General features: G+C 72.7%; 15 protein-coding genes. 7 read left to right on the top strand and 8 right to left on the bottom strand.

Features of this window, described 5'->3' with window-relative positions; all coding sequences use genetic code 11:
• Positions 1–323: 323 nt before the first annotated feature.
• The 5 genes from WME96_RS41390 to WME96_RS41370 all read right to left on the bottom strand — a co-directional run bounded on the left by WME96_RS41390 (position 324) and on the right by WME96_RS41370 (position 6,613).
• Positions 324–1,109, bottom strand: a complete 786-nt coding sequence (locus tag WME96_RS41390; RefSeq protein ID WP_437287044.1) for an STAS domain-containing protein — start codon at positions 1,107–1,109, stop codon at positions 324–326.
• A 116-nt stretch (positions 1,110–1,225) separates the two neighbouring features.
• Entirely contained in the window at positions 1,226–1,945 is a 720-nt protein-coding gene (locus WME96_RS41385; protein WP_437287043.1) for a MerR family transcriptional regulator, read from the bottom strand.
• Positions 1,946–2,063: 118 nt separating this feature from the next.
• On the bottom strand, positions 2,064–3,308 hold the full coding sequence (locus tag WME96_RS41380) for an MFS transporter (protein WP_437287042.1): 1,245 nt from the start codon (positions 3,306–3,308) through the stop codon (positions 2,064–2,066).
• 75 nt (positions 3,309–3,383) lie between these two features.
• The gene (locus WME96_RS41375) at positions 3,384–4,235 is read right to left on the bottom strand and encodes a helix-turn-helix domain-containing protein (RefSeq protein WP_437287041.1); all 852 of its coding nucleotides are present in this window, start codon (positions 4,233–4,235) and stop codon (positions 3,384–3,386) included.
• A gap of 122 nt (positions 4,236–4,357) precedes the next feature.
• Complete coding sequence (locus WME96_RS41370) at positions 4,358–6,613, bottom strand: bifunctional salicylyl-CoA 5-hydroxylase/oxidoreductase (protein ID WP_437292407.1); 2,256 nt, start codon at positions 6,611–6,613, stop codon at positions 4,358–4,360.
• Positions 6,614–6,733: 120 nt separating this feature from the next.
• Between WME96_RS41370 and WME96_RS41365 the strand changes: the two genes are divergently transcribed.
• The 4 genes from WME96_RS41365 (at position 6,734) to WME96_RS41350 (ending at position 11,129) form a co-directional block, all read left to right on the top strand.
• A complete protein-coding gene (locus tag WME96_RS41365; RefSeq protein ID WP_437287040.1) occupies positions 6,734–7,348 on the top strand; it encodes a class I SAM-dependent methyltransferase in 615 nt (204 codons plus the stop codon).
• A gap of 46 nt (positions 7,349–7,394) precedes the next feature.
• On the top strand, positions 7,395–8,696 hold the full coding sequence (locus WME96_RS41360) for a sensor histidine kinase (protein ID WP_437287039.1): 1,302 nt from the start codon (positions 7,395–7,397) through the stop codon (positions 8,694–8,696).
• Positions 8,693–9,235, top strand: a complete 543-nt coding sequence (locus tag WME96_RS41355; RefSeq protein ID WP_437287038.1) for a response regulator transcription factor — start codon at positions 8,693–8,695, stop codon at positions 9,233–9,235. Before WME96_RS41360 ends, WME96_RS41355 begins: the two co-directional genes overlap by 4 nt.
• 67 nt (positions 9,236–9,302) lie before the next feature.
• Positions 9,303–11,129, top strand: coding sequence for a glycoside hydrolase family 15 protein (locus WME96_RS41350; RefSeq protein WP_437287037.1), 1,827 nt, complete (start codon positions 9,303–9,305; stop codon positions 11,127–11,129).
• A gap of 278 nt (positions 11,130–11,407) precedes the next feature.
• Here WME96_RS41350 and WME96_RS41345 read toward each other — a convergent pair whose 3' ends face one another.
• Positions 11,408–12,190 (bottom strand): hypothetical protein, encoded by a 783-nt coding sequence (locus tag WME96_RS41345; RefSeq protein WP_437287036.1) that lies wholly within the window; start codon positions 12,188–12,190, stop codon positions 11,408–11,410.
• A gap of 1,144 nt (positions 12,191–13,334) precedes the next feature.
• Entirely contained in the window at positions 13,335–13,781 is a 447-nt protein-coding gene (locus WME96_RS41340; RefSeq protein WP_437287035.1) for a hypothetical protein, read from the bottom strand.
• Between WME96_RS41340 and WME96_RS41335 the strand changes: the two genes are divergently transcribed.
• Both WME96_RS41335 and WME96_RS41330 read left to right on the top strand, forming a co-directional pair.
• Positions 13,762–14,619, top strand: a complete 858-nt coding sequence (locus tag WME96_RS41335; RefSeq protein WP_437287034.1) for an RCC1 domain-containing protein — start codon at positions 13,762–13,764, stop codon at positions 14,617–14,619. The two genes, WME96_RS41340 and WME96_RS41335, sit on opposite strands and share 20 nt — an antisense overlap.
• A 404-nt stretch (positions 14,620–15,023) precedes the next feature.
• Positions 15,024–15,668, top strand: coding sequence for a hypothetical protein (locus WME96_RS41330; protein ID WP_437287033.1), 645 nt, complete (start codon positions 15,024–15,026; stop codon positions 15,666–15,668).
• Here the strand turns inward: WME96_RS41330 and WME96_RS41325 are convergent.
• Positions 15,650–17,728, bottom strand: coding sequence for a carotenoid oxygenase family protein (locus tag WME96_RS41325; protein ID WP_437287032.1), 2,079 nt, complete (start codon positions 17,726–17,728; stop codon positions 15,650–15,652). The genes WME96_RS41330 and WME96_RS41325 overlap by 19 nt on opposite strands.
• Before the next feature lie 381 nt (positions 17,729–18,109).
• On the opposite strand from WME96_RS41325, the gene WME96_RS41320 reads away from it, so the two are divergent.
• Positions 18,110–19,240 (top strand): site-2 protease family protein, encoded by a 1,131-nt coding sequence (locus WME96_RS41320; protein WP_437287031.1) that lies wholly within the window; start codon positions 18,110–18,112, stop codon positions 19,238–19,240.
• The last annotated feature ends 50 nt before the right edge of the window (positions 19,241–19,290 follow it).

Here is a 19,290-nt window from a genome sequence, read left to right as displayed (position 1 = left end):
CTTCACTGCAGGGGCGCGCGCGGCGCGGGGATGTACTTCCTGGGCGGCTCAAGCCGGGGCGGCTGCCCGTCACCGGTCACCCGCAAACCAGCAACGCGGATGCCAGGCCGAGCGCGGCGGCAGCTCGACCCACGCGGTGACGATCTCCCGCCTCGCAGCCCGTCCGGGCGCTGCGCGGCTCCGCCCGCCGGCGTGGCGCGAATTGCCCCACGCGGCACAAAGGCCACATCGAGGCGCGGGCGGACGCAAGCCACCTTTCCTCGGCGCGCCGCGTCCGCTCCGGCGGCTCGTTGCAGGCGCCCTCCCGCGCGCGGTCGCGACGCTCAGGCGGGCGATCGCGGCCTGGTAGCCGAGGCGGGCGCGCCCGGAACGGACGCTGCGCGCCGGCCGCTGCGCGGCGCGAGGGCGTGGGCGATTCCGCTCTGGAGGGTGCTGCGGGTGGTGATGCCGGTGAGGTCGACGCCGAGGTCGACGAGGGTCTGCGCGGTGTCGGGGCCGATGCCGGTGAGGACGAGCTGGGCGCCGAGCAGGCGCGCGGCGCGGGCGATGCGGAGCAGGGCGTCGGCGGACTCTGCGTCGACGTCCTTGACGCCCGTGACGTCGAGGATGGCGGTGTGGAACTGGTGCAGGACGTCGGGGGCGCTGTTCACGAGCGCCTGGAAGTCGCGCAGCTCGGCCTGGGCATACGCCAGTCGCCGCTGCGCCGTGATGTCATGCGCGACCCAGAGCACCGTGTCGTCCGTGAACGGCTTGCAATAGGCCTGACACCACACGTCGTCCTGGCCGAAGCGGACAGGGTACTCCAGGCTCGCGATCGTCCGTGTGGCGAGCGACTCCCGGATGGTCCCGATGCAGCGCTCGATGTAGTCCTCGCGGACCACCGCGGCCATCGATATGGCCTGACACCCGCTCTCCACCCTCCCGGAGCGGCTGAGGAGCGTCGCGAACGTCTCCTGGACGACCCCGTCGCGGTTGATGAGGGCGATGAACGCCCGGCTCACCGAGCAGAGCGCTTCCAGCTTCGCCTCGGCTGCTTCGAGCTCGGCCACCCGCCGGCGCAGCGCTGCATTCTCGCGTTCGATCGCACTCGAGCCCTGTTCGTCGCTCATCGTCGCCGAACGCTATACCATCTTGATTCCACCGTCAGCCACGCCGGCCCGCGCTGCGCCCCGGGCGACGCCGCGTCAGCAGCGCGCGCCGAGGGGACTTACCTGCGTGACGCGAGCTAGCTCATCGCCTTGCCGATGAACTCGTGCAACGCCGGATCCACCCCGGGCCGGTTCCTCATCGACGGCTCCTCCTGGTACATCCGGTTCAACGAGCTCTCGATCCCGGGGTTCTTCCCCGTGAACGCGTCGATGAGCTCCCGCATGCGCCGCACGATCTGCTGCACCGGCTCGCTCTTCGGATCGGAGCCCTTCTGCATCTCCGCCCGCATGTCATCGTAGATCGTCTTCCACGCGTTCTCTGCCTCGCGCATCTTCTCCGGGCCGAGCGCGTCCGCGCGCTGCTTGAGCTCCGCGAGCTGCTCTGGGGTATAGTACTTCTCGATCATGGTCATCACCTCGACGGTTTGAAGGAGCTGCTCCACAGAGACGTCCTCCCCCGCCCGCAGGACGTGGGCCAGGCCCTCGAGCCGCGCGCAGAGCTTCTGCTCCAGCGCGATCTGGTCGCGCAGCCGCGACAGGTGCAGCTCGATGGTCTGGAGCGGAGAGAAACCCTCCTTGTCCAGACACCCGCTGATCTGCTCCAGGCTGAAGCCGAGCTCTCGCAGCGACTTGATCTGCTGGAGCCGGGCGACGTCGCCTGCCGAATACATCCGGTGCCCCGACGCGGTGCGATGCGACGGAGACAGCAGCCCGACCTCCTCGTAATAGTGGAGCGTGCGTACGGAGAGGCCGGTCTGCCTGGCGAGATCGCCGACTTTCAACGGTGCTGAACGCATGGTGCTTCCCCTGGTTCCAGGGCGGGGGAGGACGTCCATGCCCCGGAGGCTAGGTCCTCACGTAGCGTGAGGATCAAGGCCCCGCCTCCACTTTTTTTCTCTGCTCTCGCGCGCCCCGTCACGCCCCGTCGCCAGCGGCGGGCGCCGCCACGACGCTCGCGCGGAGGAGCACGCCGGCGAGCGCCGCCGCTGCCGCCGCAGCCCAGAACGGCGCGCCCATGCCGACCTGCGCGTAAAGCTGGGTGGCGACGAGCGGCACGATCACACAGGCCAGCTCCTGGAGCGCCTGATGGCCGCCCTGCGCCTGCCCCTGCGCGGCCGGCCCCGCGGCCCGCGACAGGAGGGCGGAGAAGGACGCGGCGAGCAGCCCCTCGCCGCCCGCGAACGCCACGATGGCCGCGACGAACGCCGGCGCCGAGGCGTGGCAGGCGACGACCGCCATCGTCGCGAGGGCGAGGACGACGAGGACAAGGCCCAGCCCGAGGACGCGCGCATCCCCGAGGACCCTGGCCAGGCGCTCCAGCAAGATCCCCTGTACGCACACGTCCGTGACGCCGACCGCGATGACGGCGAAGCTCACCGCGTCGGCGCCCCACCCGAGCCGGTCCTTGGCGAGCAGCGCGAACGTCGCCTGAAGGGAGACGACGGCCGCCGTGACGAGCACGCCGACGGTCAGGAGCGGGCGGAGGTGGCTCAGGCGGAGCAGCCCTGAGAGCTGCGAGAGCGGGTTGAGCTTTCTCCACGACATCGCCCGGGCCCGGCGCGCGGGGTCGAGGCTCTCCTCGAGGAACAGATAGCTCCCTGCGGCGTTCAGCGCGGTGAGGAGGGCCGCCAGGAAGAACGGCGCCTTCAGGCCGAGCTTCAAGGCGACACCGCCGAGCGCGGGGCCGGCGATCAGCCCCGCCCCGAACATCGCGCCGATCCGACCGAAATACCGGGCGCGCTGCTCGGCAGGCGTCGTGTCGCCCAGGTACGCGAACACAGTGCCCACGTTGCCCGCCGTGAGGCCGTCGATCGCGCGCCCGAGGAGCAGGAGCGGAAGGGCTTCGGCGAAGCCGAACAGCGCGTACCCGGCCGCCGAGCCCACCAGGCTGAGCAGGAGCACCGGGCGGCGCCCGACCGCGTCGCTCAGCGCCCCGAGCGCCGGCGCGGAGAGGAAGGCGCAGAGCGAGTAGGACGCGCTCAGCAGGCCGACCGCCGAGGCCACGTGGGCAGGTTCGCCGTCGAACCGCGCGGCCAGGAAGGGAGTCACCGGGGCGACAAGCCCGGTGCCGGCCGCGCTCAGGAAGGCCGTGGCCTGGAGGAACAAGAGCGCCCCGGGGCGTACGCCCGCGCCGGGACGGCGCTGGACGGCGCTCGTCATGCGGAGAACGTGACGACCGCCGCGCCGCCTCGATTGAACAAACGCGACGCGGCGCGCGCTCCCGGGCCGATCAGGTCAAGCGCGCGCGCCGCCGGCTCGGGGGGCGCCCCGCGCGCCGTCGCCGCGCGCCGAGAGGCGCCGCACCTCGTCGGCGTACCTGCCGGGGCTCATGCCCGCGAAGGCGCGGAACTCCCGGGTGAAGTGCGCCTGATCCGCGTAGCCGAGCTCGAAGGCGAGCGCGGTGAGGCGCGCGCCCGGGTCGAGCTCGAGGCGCTCGGTGGCCCGGGAGAAGCGGATGAGCCGCGCGAGCGCCTTGGGGGACATCCCGGCAGATCGCTTGAACTGCCGCTCGAGCTGCCGGACCGACAGCCCGAGCCGCCCGGCGAGCGCGCCGACGCGCGCGCCCCCGTGGCTCGCGTGGAGCGCGACGCCCGCCGCCTCCACCGGGCCGGCGGGCCGGCGGGCCACGCGGCGCCGCGCGAGCAGCCACCCCTCGATCAGCCCGAGCGCCGCGCCGCTCTCGCCCGCCTCGAGGAGCGGGCCGACCCGCGCGGAGAGCGCGCGCAGGCCCGGGCCCACCATCGTGCCGTAGCCGCGCAGATCGGCCTCGTCCTCGAGAAACGAGGCCGCGTGCCACGGATGAAAGCGGACGCCGAGCACGCGCGACAGGCCGCGAGACACCATCCGGGCAGGCTCGTCCCGCACGCCGATCACGAAGACCGGCGGCAAGGGGCGCAGGCGGCCATCGCGCCCCTCGATGCGCGCGTCGCCGCAGTGGAACACGAGATCGATGCTGGCCTCGGGCAGGAGGCGATGCTCCTCCGTGCTCGCCGTGTGGCGCTCCTCGTAGGAAGAGCAGCTCTGCACCGCGCCGCGCAAGAGGGGGTGGGGCGCATGCTCGCGGTAGCGCACGTCCTCTGACGCCATCGGGTCCTGCGACTCTGAAAGACGCGCGCGCCGAGCGCAAGCGCCGCGCCGGTCCCTGAAGGGCGCCGGCCCTCTGGCCATCCACGCGCGCTCCGATCCCTCGGCGCGGCGTCGCCGCCGGGTCACCGCATCCGCAGCGTGTACCTCTCGACCGACCTGTACTGAGGCGGCCACTCCATCTCGAACCCCTGCTCCGCGGCGGCGTGCCGCGTCCAGTACGGGTCGTAGAGGTGCGCCCGCGCGAGCGCGCACAGGTCCGCCCTGCCGGCCGCGATGATGCTGTTCACGTCCGCGTAGCTCTGGATGTTGCCCACCGCGATCGTCGGCACCTTCGCCTCGAGCCGCACGAGCTCGGAGAGCGGCGTCTGGAACAGCCTCCCGTACTCGGGCTTGCTCACCGGGTCCGTCTGCCCCGCCGAGACATGGATGATGTCGGCGCCGTGCTCCCGGAGCATCACCGAGAGCGCGACGAGATCGTCCGTCGTGAGCCCGCCCGGCGCCCAGTCGGTCGCGGAGATGCGCACGCTCATCGGCTTCTCCTTGGGCCACGCGGCCCGCACCGCGTCGAACACCTCGAGCGGGTAGCGCATCCGGCGCTCGATCGGGCCGCCGTAGGCGTCCGTGCGCCGGTTCGTGAGCGGCGAGATGAAGCTCGAGAGCAGGTACCCGTGCGCGCAGTGCAGCTCGATCAGGTCGAACCCGGCCTCGTCCGCGCGCCTCGCCGCCTGCACGAAATCCTCGGTCACCTGGTCCATGTCCCCGCGATCCATCGCCTTCGGGACCTGGCTCTCGGCGAGGTACGGCACCGCGGACGCGCTGAGCAGCGGCCAGGCGCCGGCCTCGAGCGGCTCGTCCATCCCCTCCCACATCCGCTTCGTCGCGCCCTTGCGCCCCGCGTGCGCGAGCTGAACGCCCATCCGGGCCCGGGAGTGCGCGTGGACGAAATCGACGACGCGCCGCCAGCGCCCGGCGTGGTCGGGCCGGTAGAGCCCCGCGCAGCCGGGCGTGATGCGCGCCTCGGCGCTCACGTCGGTCATCTCGGTGATCACGAGCCCCGCCCCGCCGAGCGCCCGGCTCCCGAGGTGCACGAGGTGCCAGTCGTCGATCCGCCCGTCGTCCGCGGAGTACTGGCACATCGGCGACACAACGACGCGGTTCTCGAGCACGAGCGACCGCAGCCGGAACGGCGTGAACATCGGCGGCGGCGGGCCGCCGCGCGCGTCGCCCGCGTCGACGACGCGCGCCCCCGACTGCTCCTCGGCCTTGCTCGCGACGTGCGCGTCGACCTCGCGCACGAACGCCGGATCGCGCGCCTTCAGCCCCTCGTGCGTCACCCGCAGGCTGCGCGTCAGCAGGCTGAACATGAACTCCACGGGGTCGAGCGCCATGTAGCGCTCGGTGTTCTCGAACCACTGGAGGCTCACCTGCGCCGCCCGCTGGAACGCGGCCACCTTGGGCTTGCGCTCCGCCTCGTAGGCCGCGAGCGCCTCGGGCACGCGCGCGTGCCGCCCCAGGCTCTCGACGAGCGCCATCGCGTCCTCGAGCGCGAGCTTCGTCCCCGAGCCGATCGAGAAGTGCGCCGTGTGCGCGGCGTCCCCGAGCAGCACCACGTTGCCCGCGCTCCAGCGCTCGTTGTGCACCGTGGGGAAGCTCCGCCACACGCTCCGGTTCTTCAGCAGCCGGTGCCCCCGGAGCTTGTCGGCGAAGAGCTCCTCGAAGTACGCGATCGTCCCGTCCTCGCCCGCCTGCTCGAGGCCCGCCCGCCGGAAGGTCTCCTCCCGGCACTCGACGATGAACGTCGAGCGATCCGGCTCGTAGCGGTACGCGTGCACCCGGAAGAGCCCGTGGCGGTTCTCCTCGAAGTAGAAGGTGAACGCGTCGAACGGGAACGTCGTGCCGAGCCACACGAAGCGGTTCGGCCGGACGTCGATGCGCGGCTGGAACCTGTCGGCGAAGCGCTCGCGGATCCGGCTGTTCACCCCGTCGGCCGCGACGACGAGGTCGCTCCCGGACACGATCTCGTCCGGGTCGAGGACCTCCTCCTCGAAGCGCAGGACGACGCCGAGCTCCCGCGCCCGCCCCTGCAGGATCTCGAGCAGCCTCCGGCGCGACAGGCCGCTGAAGCCGTGCCCCTTCGAGACGAGGACGCGCCCGCGGAAGTGCGCGTGGAGCTCGTCCCAGTGGGCGAGGCTGCCCCGGATCGCGTCGTAGGTCGGGCGGTCGGCGCCCTCGAGGTTGTCGAGCGTCGCGTCCGAGAACACGACGCCGAAGCCGAACGTGTCGTCGGGCCGGTTCCGCTCCACCACGACGACCTCGCGCCGCGGGTCGCGCTGCTTCGCGAGCAGCGCGAGGTAGAGGCCCGCCGGCCCGCCGCCCACGCATGTGATCCTCACCGCCCTGCTCCCCTGCTGCCGCGCCTGCGCCCGCGCCTGCGCCCGCGCCGGAGCCTACACGAGAACGTCGGGTGCAGCGCCGCCCGCGCGGATTATAACGGTGGCATGAGCGACGAGCGGAACTTCCCTGACTGGCAAGAGCTGTATCGAAGCACCCCGGCGGAGAGCATGCCCTGGTACCACGCGCGCCTGGATCCCGACCTCGAGCGGGCGCTCGAGCAGCGGCAGATCGCGCGGGGACGGGCGCTCGACCTCGGCACGGGCCCGGCCACGCAGGCGTTCGCGCTGGCCGAGCGCGGGTTCGACGTCACCGGCACCGATCTCTCCCACGCCGCCATCGAGCAGGCGGCGGCGCAGGCGGCGCAGGCGGCGCGGCGAGGAGCCTCCGCGCGCTTCCTGCAGGACGACATCCTGGACAGCAAGCTCGACGACCGCTTCGACGTCGTCTTCGACCGCGGCTGCTTCCACTGCCTCCCGCCGGCGCGCAGGGCCGATTACGTCCGCACGCTGAAGCGGCTCGTCGCGCCCGGAGGGCACCTGTTTCTCAAGTGCTTCAGCGTGCTGGAGCCGTACGACCAGGGGCCGTACCGGTTCACGCCCGAGGCGCTGCGCGAGATCTTCGGGGCGGACTTCGAGGTCCTCTCCGCCGAGGAGACCGTCTACCACGGCCCCATGGAGCCGCCCCCGCGCGCGCTGTTCGCCGTGCTGAAGCCGCGGTGAGCGCGGCGCTCCGGAGCGCCCGCGGCGTTCGCGGTATAGTCGTGCCGTGACGCACGAGGCTTCCCTTGACCAGGCGCCGGCGGGCGGGATCGTCCTCCGCTGGCTCATCGGCTTGCGCTGGGCGCTGTTCGCCGTGCTCGCGGCGACGCTCGTCCTCGACGAGGCGCTGTTCGGCTACCACGTCCGGTACGCGATCGCCGTCCCCATCCTGGCGCTGGCCGCCGGGCTCAACGTCGTCCTCGCGCGGCGGCTGAGGTCCGAGCAGGGGGCGCAGAGCGCGCTCGTCGCCGGCGTCGTGGCGCTCGACCTCGTCGCGATCGCCGGCGTCCTCGCCGCGTCGGGCGGCGCGGGCAACCCGTTCAGCGCGCTCTTCTTCGTGCACGTCGCGCTCGCCGCGGCGCTCTTGCCGGCGCGGACGACCTTCGCGCTCGCGGCGCTCGCGGCCTGCCTGTTCGCGGCGCTCTTCGCGCTCCCCTCCGGCGCGTGCTGCCCGAGCCACCCCGAGCACGGCGCCTTCTCGGCCCACCTCTACGGGATGCTCCTCGCCTTCGTGCTGAGCTCGGCGCTCGTCGCCCACGTGCTCCTCAAGGTCCGCCGCGCGCTCGACGAGAGCGCCGCCGAGAACGCGGCGCTGCGCCGGCGCGCGGAGGAGGCCTCGCGGTTCCAGGCGCTCGGCGCGCTCGCGGCCGGCACCGCCCACGAGCTCGGCACCCCGCTCGGGACGATCGCGGTGCTCGCCGAGGAGAGCCTCCACGACGCCGCGTCGAGCGACGCCGCGCGGCGCCGCGCCCGCACGATCGCGGAGCAGGTCGAGCGCTGCCGCGTGGTCATCGCGCGCATGCGGGCGGACGTCCGGGCGGACGGGCTGCGCGCCGGCGTCGACGTCGGCCAGGCGACGCGGCGCGGCGTGGCGGCGTGGCAGGCGGCGCACCCCGGGGTCGCGGTCGAGGTGCGCGGCGACCTCGCGCCGCGCCGCACGGTGCCGCTCGACGCGGCCGACATCGAGGCGGCGCTGTTCGCCCTGCTCGACAACGCGCTCGAGGCGCTCGGGCCGAGCCCGGCGGCCGCGGGGCCGATCGTTGTCACGGTCGGGGACGAGGGCGGCGCGCCGGTGATCAGCGTCGAGGACGGCGGGGTGGGCGTCCCGCAGGGCCTCGAGGGGCGGCTCGGCGAGCCGTTCGTGACGACCAAGGCGCCCGGCGAGGGGATGGGCCTCGGGCTCTACCTCGTGCGGACGCTCATCGAGCAGGTCGGAGGGCGCCTCACGGTGTCGTCGAGGCAGGGTCCGGACGCAGGCACCGCGCGCGGCACGCGGGTCGCCCTGCGCCTCGCGCCGGTGGACTCATGAGCGCGGAGCCCGCTTCCGAGCCGACGCTGCTCATCGTCGACGACGACGCGACCTTCCGGTCCGCGCTCGGCCAGGCGCTCGGCCGGAACGGCTTCGCCGTGTTCCTCGCCGGCAGCGCGGAGGAGGCCACGGCGATGGCGCGCGAGCACGTGTTCGAGTACGCGCTCGTCGACGTCCGGATGCCCGGGCAGAGCGGGATCGAGCTCGTCGGGACGCTGCGGGGCATGGATGACGGCATCCGCATCGTGGTGTTCACCGGCTACGGCACGATCGCGAACGCGGTGGCGGCGATCCGCGCGGGGGCCGTGGATTACCTGACCAAGCCGGTCGACGCGGCCCAGTGCGCGCGGTCGCTGCTCGGCTTCGCCCCGGCCTCGGGCGGCGACGAGGGCCTGCCGTCGCTCGAGCGGGTCGAGTGGGAGTACCTCCAGCGCGTGCTCGCGGACTGCGAGGGGAACATCTCCGAGGCCGCGCGCAAGCTCCGGATGCACCGCCGCTCGCTCCAGCGGAAGCTCTCGCGGCTGCCGCCGCGCTCGTGAGCAATTTAATATTCCAGATTTGCCGGGGGGCGGTTCCTATCGGCCGGGCGGGCGCTATGGAGAGGTGATGCCCTACAAGCCCATCGAGTCCTACGGCATCATCGGCGATATGCACTCCGTCGCGCTGGTCGGGATGGATGGCTCGATCGACTGGTGCTGCCTCCCCCACTTCGACTCGCCGAGCGTGTTCGCGGCCATCCTCGACGACAAACAGGGGGGCAGCTTCGAGCTCGCCGCGGCGCACAGCGCGTCGCGCAAGCAGATGTACCTGCCGGACACCAACGTGCTCCTCACGCGGTTCCTCGACGCGGAGGGCGTCGGCGAGGTCTGCGACTTCATGCCGATCCACCGGGACACGTACGGCGCCTACCGCCGCGGCATGCACCAGATCGTCCGCGTCGCGCGCGCCGTCCGCGGGGCGGTGCGCTTCCGGCTCTCCTGCCGCCCCGCGATCGACTTTGCCCGCCGTCCCCACCGCGTCCTCCTCGACGACCCGCGCGGCGCCGTCTTCGACTCCGATGGCCTCGACCTCGCCCTGATCAGCCCGATCCCCCTGCTCCCCGACGGCGCCGGCGGGGTGACCGCGGACTTCGTCCTGCAGGAGGGCGAGTCGGCCACGTTCTCGCTGCGCCAGGTCGAGGACTGGACCGCGAACGCCGACCTGCTCTCGACCCCGATCGACGGCGACGAGGCCCTCCGGCGCACGGTCACCTTCTGGCGGCAGTGGGTCGGCAAGTCGCGCTACAAGGGGCGCTGGCGCGAGATGGTCGACCGGTCGGCGCTCGTCCTCAAGCTGCTCACGTTCGAGCCGACCGGCGCGATCGTCGCCGCGGCGACCACCAGCCTGCCCGAGGAGATCGGCGGCGTCCGCAACTGGGACTACCGCTACGTCTGGGTGCGCGACGCCGCGTTCACCCTCTACGCGTTCCTCCGGCTCGGCTACACCGAGGAGGCCGCGCGGTTCATGGAATGGCTGATGGCCCGCGTCTCCGAGGAGGACGGCCCCACCGGCCCGCTCCAGCTCATGTACGGAATCGACGGCCGCCACGAATTGCCCGAGGTCGCGCTGACCCACCTCGACGGCTACCGCGGGTCGCGGCCGGTCCGGATCGGGAACGGCGCGACAGAGCAGCTCCAGCTCGACATCTACGGCGAGCTCATCGACTCGGTGTACCTGTTCGACAAGTATGGATCTCCCATCTCCTACGATTTCTGGCGCGAGCACCGGCGCATGGCCTACTGGGTCTGCGAGCACTGGGACAAGGAGGACGAGAGCATCTGGGAGGTGCGGGGCGGGAAGCGGCAGTTCGTCTACTCCAAGCTCCAGTGCTGGGTCGCGCTCGACCGCACCTTGCGGCTCGCGGACAAGCGCTCGCTGCCGCTCGACCGGCAGCGCGTCGCCCGCGCGCGCGACGAGGTCTACGAGACGATCATGACCCGCGGCTGGGACGCGGAGCGGCGGACGTTCGTGCAGTCGTTCGGCTCGGCGGCGCTCGACGCGAGCAACCTGCTCATGTCGCTCATGCGCTTCATCTCCCCCACCGATCCGCGCATGGTCGGCACGATCGATCGCACGCTCGCCGAGCTCGCGAGCGACACGCTCGTCCACCGCTACGAGCTCGGCAAGGGCGCCGGCGACGGCCTCGACGGCAAGGAGGGCACGTTCAGCATCTGCAGCTTCTGGCTCGTCGAGGCCCAGGCGCGCGCTGGCCGCCTCGACGACGCGCGGTTCCTCTTCGAGAAGATGCTCACGTACGCCAACCACCTCGGCCTGTACTCCGAGCAGATCGGGGCGAGCGGAGAGCTGCTCGGCAACTTCCCCCAGGCGTTCACCCACCTCGGGCTGGTGAGCGCGGCGTTCTACCTGGATCGCGCGCTCGGTCAGGGCGGCTGACGATGGAGTGCTGGCGGGTGGAGTGACGGCGGGTGGATGGAGGGCGGGGGGGGATTGACGGCGGGTGGATGGAGGGCTCGCGCGATCCCCACCGGCGTCGGTGGGGCGGCTTCCGCGCGAGCGGAGGAGGGGAGAGGGGAGCCGCCGGCAGCCCGGGATATCCAACCCCGGGCTACCGGCGCTCGGGAGCCCATCGAAGAGGAGGGCCGGAGCGGCGCCGTGGGATCCTGGGACGCGGAGCCTGTGGCGCCGTCCGGCGCGGTGCGGTCAGATCAAGCTCACCAGAAGCCGCCGCCGAAGCCGCCGAAGCCGCCGAAGCCGCACGGGCTGAAGCAGGGGTTGATGAACGTCGGGACGAGGCTGGTGATCGACGTCGTGACCGCCGTCAGACCGCAGCCGAAGCCGCCGCCGAAGCCGCCGAAGCCGCCGAAGCAGCGCGCGCCGTCACGCTGGCTGGCGTCCTGCCCCACGAGGCCCGTCTGCCCGACGCCGACCTGGCTGATGCCGGCCGTCTGGCCCGTCTGCGCCCAGCCGAGCTGCCCCTTCGAGGCGATCTGCGCCTGCGAGCCGATCTGCGCCTGCGAGCCGATCTGCGCCGGCCCGACCTGCGCCTGCGAGGGGCCCATCTGCCCGACGGCGGACTGGCCGATCTGCGCCGGGCCTTGCTGCCCGTACTCGCCCTTCGTCGGGTAGCCCTTGGTCGGGAGACCCTTGGTCGGGAGGCTGCCCTTGCTCGGGAACGAGGCCTTGCTGGGGCCGAGCTCGCCCTTGCTGGGGCCGAGCTCGCCCTTGCTGGGCAGCATCTGGCCGACCTTCGAGGGCAGACCCTTGCTCGGGGGCAGGCCGAGCTTGCTGGGCCCCATCTGGCCGACCTGGGCCTGCGACTGAGCCGCGTACCCGCCGCGCTCGGCCTCTTCCAGCGCCGCCGCCGTGGAGTCGACGCTCTCCTCGTCGAGCTCCATCGCGTCCGTGTCGACCTCCTCGTCCGCGCTCGCCGCGCACCCGGCCCCGAGCGCCAGCACCATCGCGAGACCCATCATCTTGCCGTGAATCGAGATCATTGGTCCTCCCCGGTGTCCATGCCTGGCCTTGCGGCCCCGAACACCTTGGCTCACCCATGAGCAGGGTGTGTGCCTCGCTCTGCTGTGCAGGTGCTGCCGCTCCGAGCCCGCGTGGATTCGCGCGATGCGTCCGCGAAATAGGCGCTCCTCGGATCTGCGCGCCCTTGGGACTTCTCCGCGATTCGAGCAAATTGGACCCTGGTGACGCGCGTCGCGCGCGCGCCTCGACGCGTGTTTTCGCGCCGGATCGGCGGCTCATCATCCTCGCCGCGCCCCTGCGCGCGGCAAAAAACGATACGAGACATGGCCCACGCGCTCTCTGCCGCGCGGAGCTCCCGCCGCGGCGCGGTCCTGCGCTGCGGCGGTGGCGAGCGCAGGTGTTCTCAAAATGTGGAGCTCTCCTCCGCGGGCAGAAAAACGCGGGCCGCGCGCAGGGCCGACGCAATCGACCGCGCCGTCCCGGGGAGACGACCGCGCTGCGCCCTGCCTGCTCAGCGCCGTACGGGTCGTCACGTTTGTGCATCCGCGCGCTCGCAGGAGCGGAATGCTCGCTTCGGGCCGGAATGCTCCGCCGTGGCCGTGATCGAACCCTCCACGACATAACCGCTCCGGGCCGTGTCGCCGCCATGTCGCGACGTTACGCACCGTTCATGCGTGCTCGCATCCGGCTGGGTCGCGTGTCCGCAGCTTTCCGCGTTGGGCGCAGCGAGGACGTAAAATAACAGGATCACAGGACCCCTGGAGAGGCGAAGACGCGGCGAGTCGGGGCGCGAAGAGGCGTTTGCCGCCCGGCGCTCGGATCTCCTGTCGAGCGCATCGGGCATCGATCTCCAGCGGCCTTCCGGGCTCCAGCGGCCTTCCGGGGGCTCCAGCGGGGCAACTCGGTAGTAATGAAGTTTTACGCTGAGATTGCAGCCATTACCCGCGGGGTGGGACTGAGCTAGATTTCGTGCTGCGCTCCTCGAGCTCCTCCCTGGAGACGAAGCCCGTTGCCCCGGCGGCACCGCGCCGGCTTCCGCGGTGGACCCGGGAGGCAGCGAGGGCACGGAGGAGAAAGAACGAGCGTCTCTGTGTCCTCTGCGCCTCTCGGGCCCGTCTCATGAATCAGGGGCGAGCCGGGAAGCGCGGTACCAACGCGAGGTCTTCACATGAGTTCGAAACGTTCCTTGGTGATACTGGGCTTCTTGGCTTGCGGATGGATGGCCTGCTCGTCGTCGGACGGGGAGGAAGGCACGGGCGGCGCGGCGGCGTCCGGGGGCGGCGACCCCGGCGTCACCAGCGCCGGCAGTGGGACGACGAGCGGCGCCGGGGCCGGCAGCGCGAGCAGCGCCTCGGCCGGCAGCGCGAGCAGCTCCTCGGCCGGCAGCGCGAGCAGCACCTCGGCCAGCAGCACCGGGGCGAGCAGCGCGAGCAGCACCTCGGCCAGCGGCGCGAGCAGCACCTCGGCCAGCAGCACGACGGGCGCGGGGGGCAGCGACCCGGGCACCGGGTCGGATTCTCCGGCGTGCGCCGGGCTCAACAACGGCTCGGGAACGACCATCCCGTGCGCGACAACGGCCGACGGCAAGGCGGTGTGCTTCGCGTCGACCACGCCGACGACGCTCACGTACGAGGGGGGCGGGGAGGTCACCGGCGTCGTCCAGGTCACGGGCAAGGGCTTCACCGAGGAGGCGTGCGTCCTGCTCGACACGGGCGCGGTGCACTGCGGCCGTCACACCACGATCTCCAGGACGCCCACCGTCGCCGCGGGCGCGACGATGGTCTCCGGCGGCCTCAACCACGCGTGCGCGATCGTCGGCAGCGCCGTCAAGTGCTGGGGCGGGGACGTCCCCGCGGACGTGACGTTCAGCGGCGAAGCGCCCGTCCAGGTCGCTTGTTACTACCATGGCTGCTGCGCGGTGACCGACGCCGCGAAGCTGGTTTGTTGGGGGGAGAACAACGGCGGAATGCACGGCATCGGCACCTCGTCAGGCACGGGCGGCCCCGTCTCGCCCACGACCGTTCCGGGCAGGGCGCTCTACGTAGGTCCAGGTCAGGATCACATGTGTGCGGTCTTCGAGGGTGGCAAGGTCCAGTGCTGGGGTCAGGACTGGAACAAGCAGCTCGGCGGCCTCGGCGCCTCGTCCGACCCGGGCGTCACCCTGGTCGAATCGGGGGCGATCGCCGTGGTCGGCGGGCAATTCCACACCTGCGTGCTCCTGGCGACGGGGCAGGTCCAGTGCTCGAGCGGCGGGCAGTCCGAGGGCGCAGGGCTCGACATGGGCCGGCTCACGCCCGTCGCGGGCATCTCGACCGCCGTCGCGCTCTCGGCGGGGAAGCACTATAGCTGCGCCCGGCTCGCGGACGCCTCGGTGCAGTGCTGGGGCGCGATCAGCCACAGCGCCACCCCGGCGACGATCAACGGCCTGAGGACGCGCGACTGCGACTGACGGGCGCAGACCCCCACGCGCGGCCGGCCCCGCGGACCTGCGACGCGCCGCGGCGCGCGCATCGCAGGCGGGCGGATCGCCCCCGATGCGACGCGCAGCGCCGCCGCGCGTCGCTCCTCCGGGAACGGACGGGGGCGCAGCGGTGTCATTCCCCCTTGCGCAGGACGTTCAGTAAATGGTCCAGTGGATGACGTCGGAGACGGGGAGGGAGCATCCGAGTTGTTGGCTGTCGCACGGTGCTTGTCGTGTCGACGGCGGATTGTCTCGTGCTGTCCGGGACACCGGCTCGACGCGGTACCCGGCGCTGGCCGATCGGCGCCGGTGGGGCTCCGGATCGAGCCTTCCCGGCGGAGGATTGCATCGTCGGCGCGCGCCGGGGGCGGGCGCTGGAGCAGAGCGGGAACATGCTTGAAGGGCGCATCACGGCCGTCGCAACGTATCTTCCTGAGCGCGTCGTCACGAACCAGGAGCTCGTCACGAGCTACGGTCTCCCTTGCTCCGCCGACTGGCTCCAGCGGGCGACGGGGGTCCTGGAGCGGCGCTTCGCCGGCGCGGCGGAGACCACGCTGTCGATGGCCGCTGCGGTGCTGCGGCAGCTCATCGAGGCGGGGCGGCTCCGTGACCCGTTCGTCGACGTCCTCATCATGACCAGCGGCGACGGCGTGCGGGGCGACGGCGGCGCGGCGGCGTTCGCCGCGTGCATGGCCGGCCTCTCGCCCGAGCTGGTGCTCGACCTCTCGTCCGCGCAGGGCGGCCTCGCCGCGGCGCTCCACGTGGCGAACCGGCACCTCGACAGGGGCTTCCGGCGCGCGCTCGTCGTCGCGAGCGAGGTGCGGTCGTCGCGCCTGCGCGCGGGGCAGCCGTGGGCCGGCCACGACCTCGAGGCGGTCCTCGGCGACGGCGCCGTGGGCGTGCTGCTCGAGCGGGGCGACGGCGTCGTGCCCGACGCGCGCGGCGCGGCGCTGCTCGGGTCCCGCGCGGCGGCGCCGCTGCTCGGGTCCCGCGTGGCGGCGCCGCTGCTCGCCGCGCCTCACGCGAGCCGCGAATAGACCTCCTCCTCGAACAGCGCCTTCACCTCGTCCGTGGGGGCCTCGGCCACGAAGTCCTCGTGATCCTCCGCCGCCGGCACGCGGTATCCGCCCCTCCAGGGCGCGACCGCGTTGAGCCACGCCATGTGCTGGGTGAGCCCCGGCCGGAACGACGGGTGCCCGAGCTTGCAGAGCGGCCCGCGCGCCAGGTTCGTCGCGTCGAACACCCAGATCTCGGCCCTGTGCGCCGTCGCGACGAGCGCGACCACGTACCCGTCGGTGTCCGCCCCGCTGCCGCCGCGCCGCGGCACGAACTGCAGCGAGCTGATCCAGCACCCCACGGCGCGGCGCGGGAGCTCGTGGCGATCCTCGATGCGCATCGCGCGGTGGTTGAACCGGAACAGGCTGTCGGGGTGCCCGCCCTCGGCGCGCATCTGCCGGAGCGCGGCCAGGGGGAGCGACCGGTGCGGGTGCGCCGCGTAGAGCCGGTCGATGAACTCGGTCGAGAGCTCGTCCCAGACCCCGACGCCGCGCCAGTAGACGTTCTCGAGGCGATCGGGCGGCATCCACGACGCGCCTGTCTCCCGGTACGCGTAGAGCCCGACGCCGAGCGCCCGCGCCGGGTCGGCGAACACCGTTTGATCCACGACGCGCTCGGCGGCCGCGTCGAGCGTGTACCGGCCGATCCGGTGCACGTCCGCCTGCCCGGGCGGGGACATCCCGCGGAGCCGCGGCGGCGCCGGGGCCTTGCTGGCCGCGTGCCGGTCGAAGGACCGCAGCCACTCCCCGTGATCGGTCGCGCAGCTGTGCGCCGCGTGCACGGTGATGCGGTCCCCAGCGTCCTCGTAATCGACGAGGAAATGGAGCGTCTCCAGGGGGACGACGACCCTCTTCACGACGGCCTGCCCGCCGCCTGGCCGCAGCGCGTCCCGCCGGACCAGGTAGAACGTCGTGCTCGGCTCCTGGGGCATGGTGAGCAGCGCCCGGAGGAGGCGCTCGACGCCGGGGCTCTCCGGCGCGCTCTGGCTGACCACGCTCTCCAGGCCGATCTTGGGCGCCGTGTCCGCGAGCACGACCCAGCGCCGCGTCAGCCCGAGCTGGTGCACGCTCTGCTCGATCCGCACCGGCCGCACCGCCGCGCCGCCCGGCGCCGGCAGGACGAGCTGGTGCCGCTCCGGCTCGTTGTTGCCGTCCCACCGCAGCAGGAACACGAAATCGCCCCCGGCCTCGGCGAGCGGGGTGCCGCCGAGGCGCGCCGCCTGCCGCGCCAGGAGGTCGCCCGGGCCCGGCGGCGCGCCCGGGCGCAGGCGCGCGGGCAGGAGATCGAGCGCGCGCTTCGCGAACAGATCGAGCCGCTCCGCGCTCGGCCGGAGCATCTGCTTCTCGATCATCGACGCGGCCGCCGACGCGAGCCGGTCCCAGGAGCGCGGGAGCGCGCCGAGCTCGTCCAGCCACGGGAGCGACGCGAGGAAGCGGGGGAGGAGCGAGCGGCCGTGGTTGACGGTGAAGAGCTCGCCCCGCGCGGCGTCGAAGCACGGGTGCGCGGTCGCCAGCGTCACCGGAAACGGGTGATCGACGGGCACCGCCGGGTACCACGTGCTGTTGCGTCCGACCGGCGTGACGAGCTCCAGCGTCGCCGGGTCGATTTCATAGGGTCTGCCGGCGTCGCCGGTGACGAGGAGGCGCGCCGGCGCGCGCGGCGCGTGCATGGGAACGAGCGCGTGGTTGAGGTGGTTGCGCAGGCCGAGGTGGGGTGAGAAGCGGAGCAGCCCGGCGTCGCGGAAGCCGAGCGCCTCGAAGCGCGTGCCGGGCCGCGAGGCCGCGTCCGCGTGGTAGCAGGGGGTGCGCGCGAGCCGCGACGTCAGCCGGACCGGGCCGCCCGTGTCGAAGTCGAGCCGGTAGATCATCCCATTGCCGTTCAGGATCGGCGCGCTGTCCGCCCCGGGCAGGCCGCTATCGATCGAGCCCGCCGGCCCGATCGCGAATACATGGCCCGTGAGGTCCCTCGGCACGCCGCTCGAGAGCGATGATTCGAGCACGGTGAGCTCGACGCCCGTGAGCTCTTCCGCGCTCGCTGCCATCAATGCATCGGGGACCCGCTGGCGCATGGGCGACCTCGGTCACACCACGCTACGCCAATTCGCGCGCCGCGGGGAGCGCACCGCGCTGCGCTGGGCGATTTCGAGCGACGATTCCCGCCTGGGACGGAAACATGAGTGAACGCGAACGTCACGGCGTGGGAGCAGAAGCGTCACCGCACGGCGAGCGCTGGAATCGAGTCGGCGCGGCGCTCGCCGCCGATTTCGTGTCCATTCCACCTCGGCTTCCACCTCCGCCTGGGTGCGCTTGCGCATTGCGGGGCAGATTGGCGCGAATGGTCCTGTTTTCCATGCGCCGGCGCGCCCTCGGCGGCTTGCGAAGGCGCTTGTCGGCCCCATCTGTGCGAGTGCACCAGGAGGCACATGCTCGACCACGGGTTGACTGTCCTGAGGATCCGGGGAATCCCGATCAAGCTGCACATCACGTTGCTGATATTCCTGCCGTACGTCGCGTATGTGGCGGCGTCGCAGTTCTCGCTGATCGCGTCGTCGCTCGAGATCCCGCTCGAGTCGCTGCGGCTGCCGCCGCTCGCCTGGGGAGCGATCCTGGCGGTGGGGCTGTTCGTCGCGGTCCTGGCGCATGAGCTGGCGCACTCGTTCGTCGCGCTCAGGAATGGAGTCCGGGTGCGCTCGATCACGCTGATGATGCTGGGCGGCGTCTCGCTGATGGAGCGCGACGATCCCGAGCACGAGGCGTGGATGGCGTTCGCGGGGCCGCTGATGAGCTTTGGCATCGCGCTCGGCAGCTACGGCGCCTATCGCCTGCTCCCTGGGCCGGCGGAGGTCCGCGCGGCGCTCCTGGCGTTCGCGCTCACGAACGCGATCATCGGCGCGTTCAACCTGCTCCCCGCGTTCCCGATGGATGGCGGCCGGGTGCTGCGCGGGCTGCTCCGCCGCCGCCTCGGGCCGGTCCGCGCGACGCGCGTCGCCACCGCGGTCGGCAGGGGCATGGCGGTGGTCTTCGGGCTGTTCGGCCTGCTCTCGTGGAACTTCATCCTCGTGCTGATCGCCGTGTTCGTCTACATGGGCGCCTCGTCCGAGCAGGCGCGCTCCAGCACGCGCGAGCTGCTCCGCGGCGTCCCTGTCGCGCGGTTCATGACCGATCGGCTCGGCGACGCCTATGCGGACGAGAGCCCTCGCGCGGTGGCCGAGCGGCTGCTGCGCGACAACCTGGTCGGCGCGCGGGTGATCGACGAGCCCGCGGGCGGCGAGGGGCGCCGGGAGATCGGCGTCGTCACGGTCTGGGACCTCGCGCGCCAGCTCGGGCGCGGCGTCGCCCCGGCGACGGTGGGCGCGGTGATGCCCGTCGACGTGCCCAGGGCGCGCGCCGACGACGACGCGTCCCGCTCGATCGACGTGCTGGCGAGCGGCGAGGCGAGCGCGGTCGCGGTGCTCGACGGGGGAGAGCACGTGATCGGGCTGGTGACGACGGCGGAGATCCAGCGCGCGCTCGCGCTCGCCGGCGCGCTCGGCGCGCCGCGCGCGGGCGGCTGAGCGCTCCGTCACCGGAGATCCCGAGTCGCGCCGCCCCGCGCTGGCACTCG

This window comes from Sorangium sp. So ce406 (assembly GCF_051474675.1).
GTDB lineage: Bacteria > Myxococcota_A > Polyangia > Polyangiales > Polyangiaceae > Sorangium > Sorangium cellulosum_G.
The sequence above is the reverse complement of the archived record's forward strand: the minus strand, read 5'-3'. Positions and strand labels throughout refer to the sequence as shown.

Excerpts from the sequence above, each read along its gene's own strand:
- WME96_RS41390 (WP_437287044.1), bottom strand. The coding sequence starts at position 1,109 with ATGAGCGACGAACAGGGCTCGAGTGCGATCGAACGCGAGAATGCAGCG.
- WME96_RS41385 (WP_437287043.1), bottom strand. The coding sequence starts at position 1,945 with ATGCGTTCAGCACCGTTGAAAGTCGGCGATCTCGCCAGGCAGACCGGC.
- WME96_RS41380 (WP_437287042.1), bottom strand. The coding sequence starts at position 3,308 with ATGACGAGCGCCGTCCAGCGCCGTCCCGGCGCGGGCGTACGCCCCGGG.
- WME96_RS41375 (WP_437287041.1), bottom strand. The coding sequence starts at position 4,235 with ATGGCGTCAGAGGACGTGCGCTACCGCGAGCATGCGCCCCACCCCCTC.
- WME96_RS41365 (WP_437287040.1), top strand. The coding sequence starts at position 6,734 with ATGAGCGACGAGCGGAACTTCCCTGACTGGCAAGAGCTGTATCGAAGC.
- WME96_RS41355 (WP_437287038.1), top strand. The coding sequence starts at position 8,693 with ATGAGCGCGGAGCCCGCTTCCGAGCCGACGCTGCTCATCGTCGACGAC.
- WME96_RS41350 (WP_437287037.1), top strand. The coding sequence starts at position 9,303 with ATGCCCTACAAGCCCATCGAGTCCTACGGCATCATCGGCGATATGCAC.
- WME96_RS41345 (WP_437287036.1), bottom strand. The coding sequence starts at position 12,190 with ATGATCTCGATTCACGGCAAGATGATGGGTCTCGCGATGGTGCTGGCG.
- WME96_RS41330 (WP_437287033.1), top strand. The coding sequence starts at position 15,024 with ATGCTTGAAGGGCGCATCACGGCCGTCGCAACGTATCTTCCTGAGCGC.
- WME96_RS41325 (WP_437287032.1), bottom strand. The coding sequence starts at position 17,728 with ATGGCAGCGAGCGCGGAAGAGCTCACGGGCGTCGAGCTCACCGTGCTC.
- WME96_RS41320 (WP_437287031.1), top strand. The coding sequence starts at position 18,110 with ATGCTCGACCACGGGTTGACTGTCCTGAGGATCCGGGGAATCCCGATC.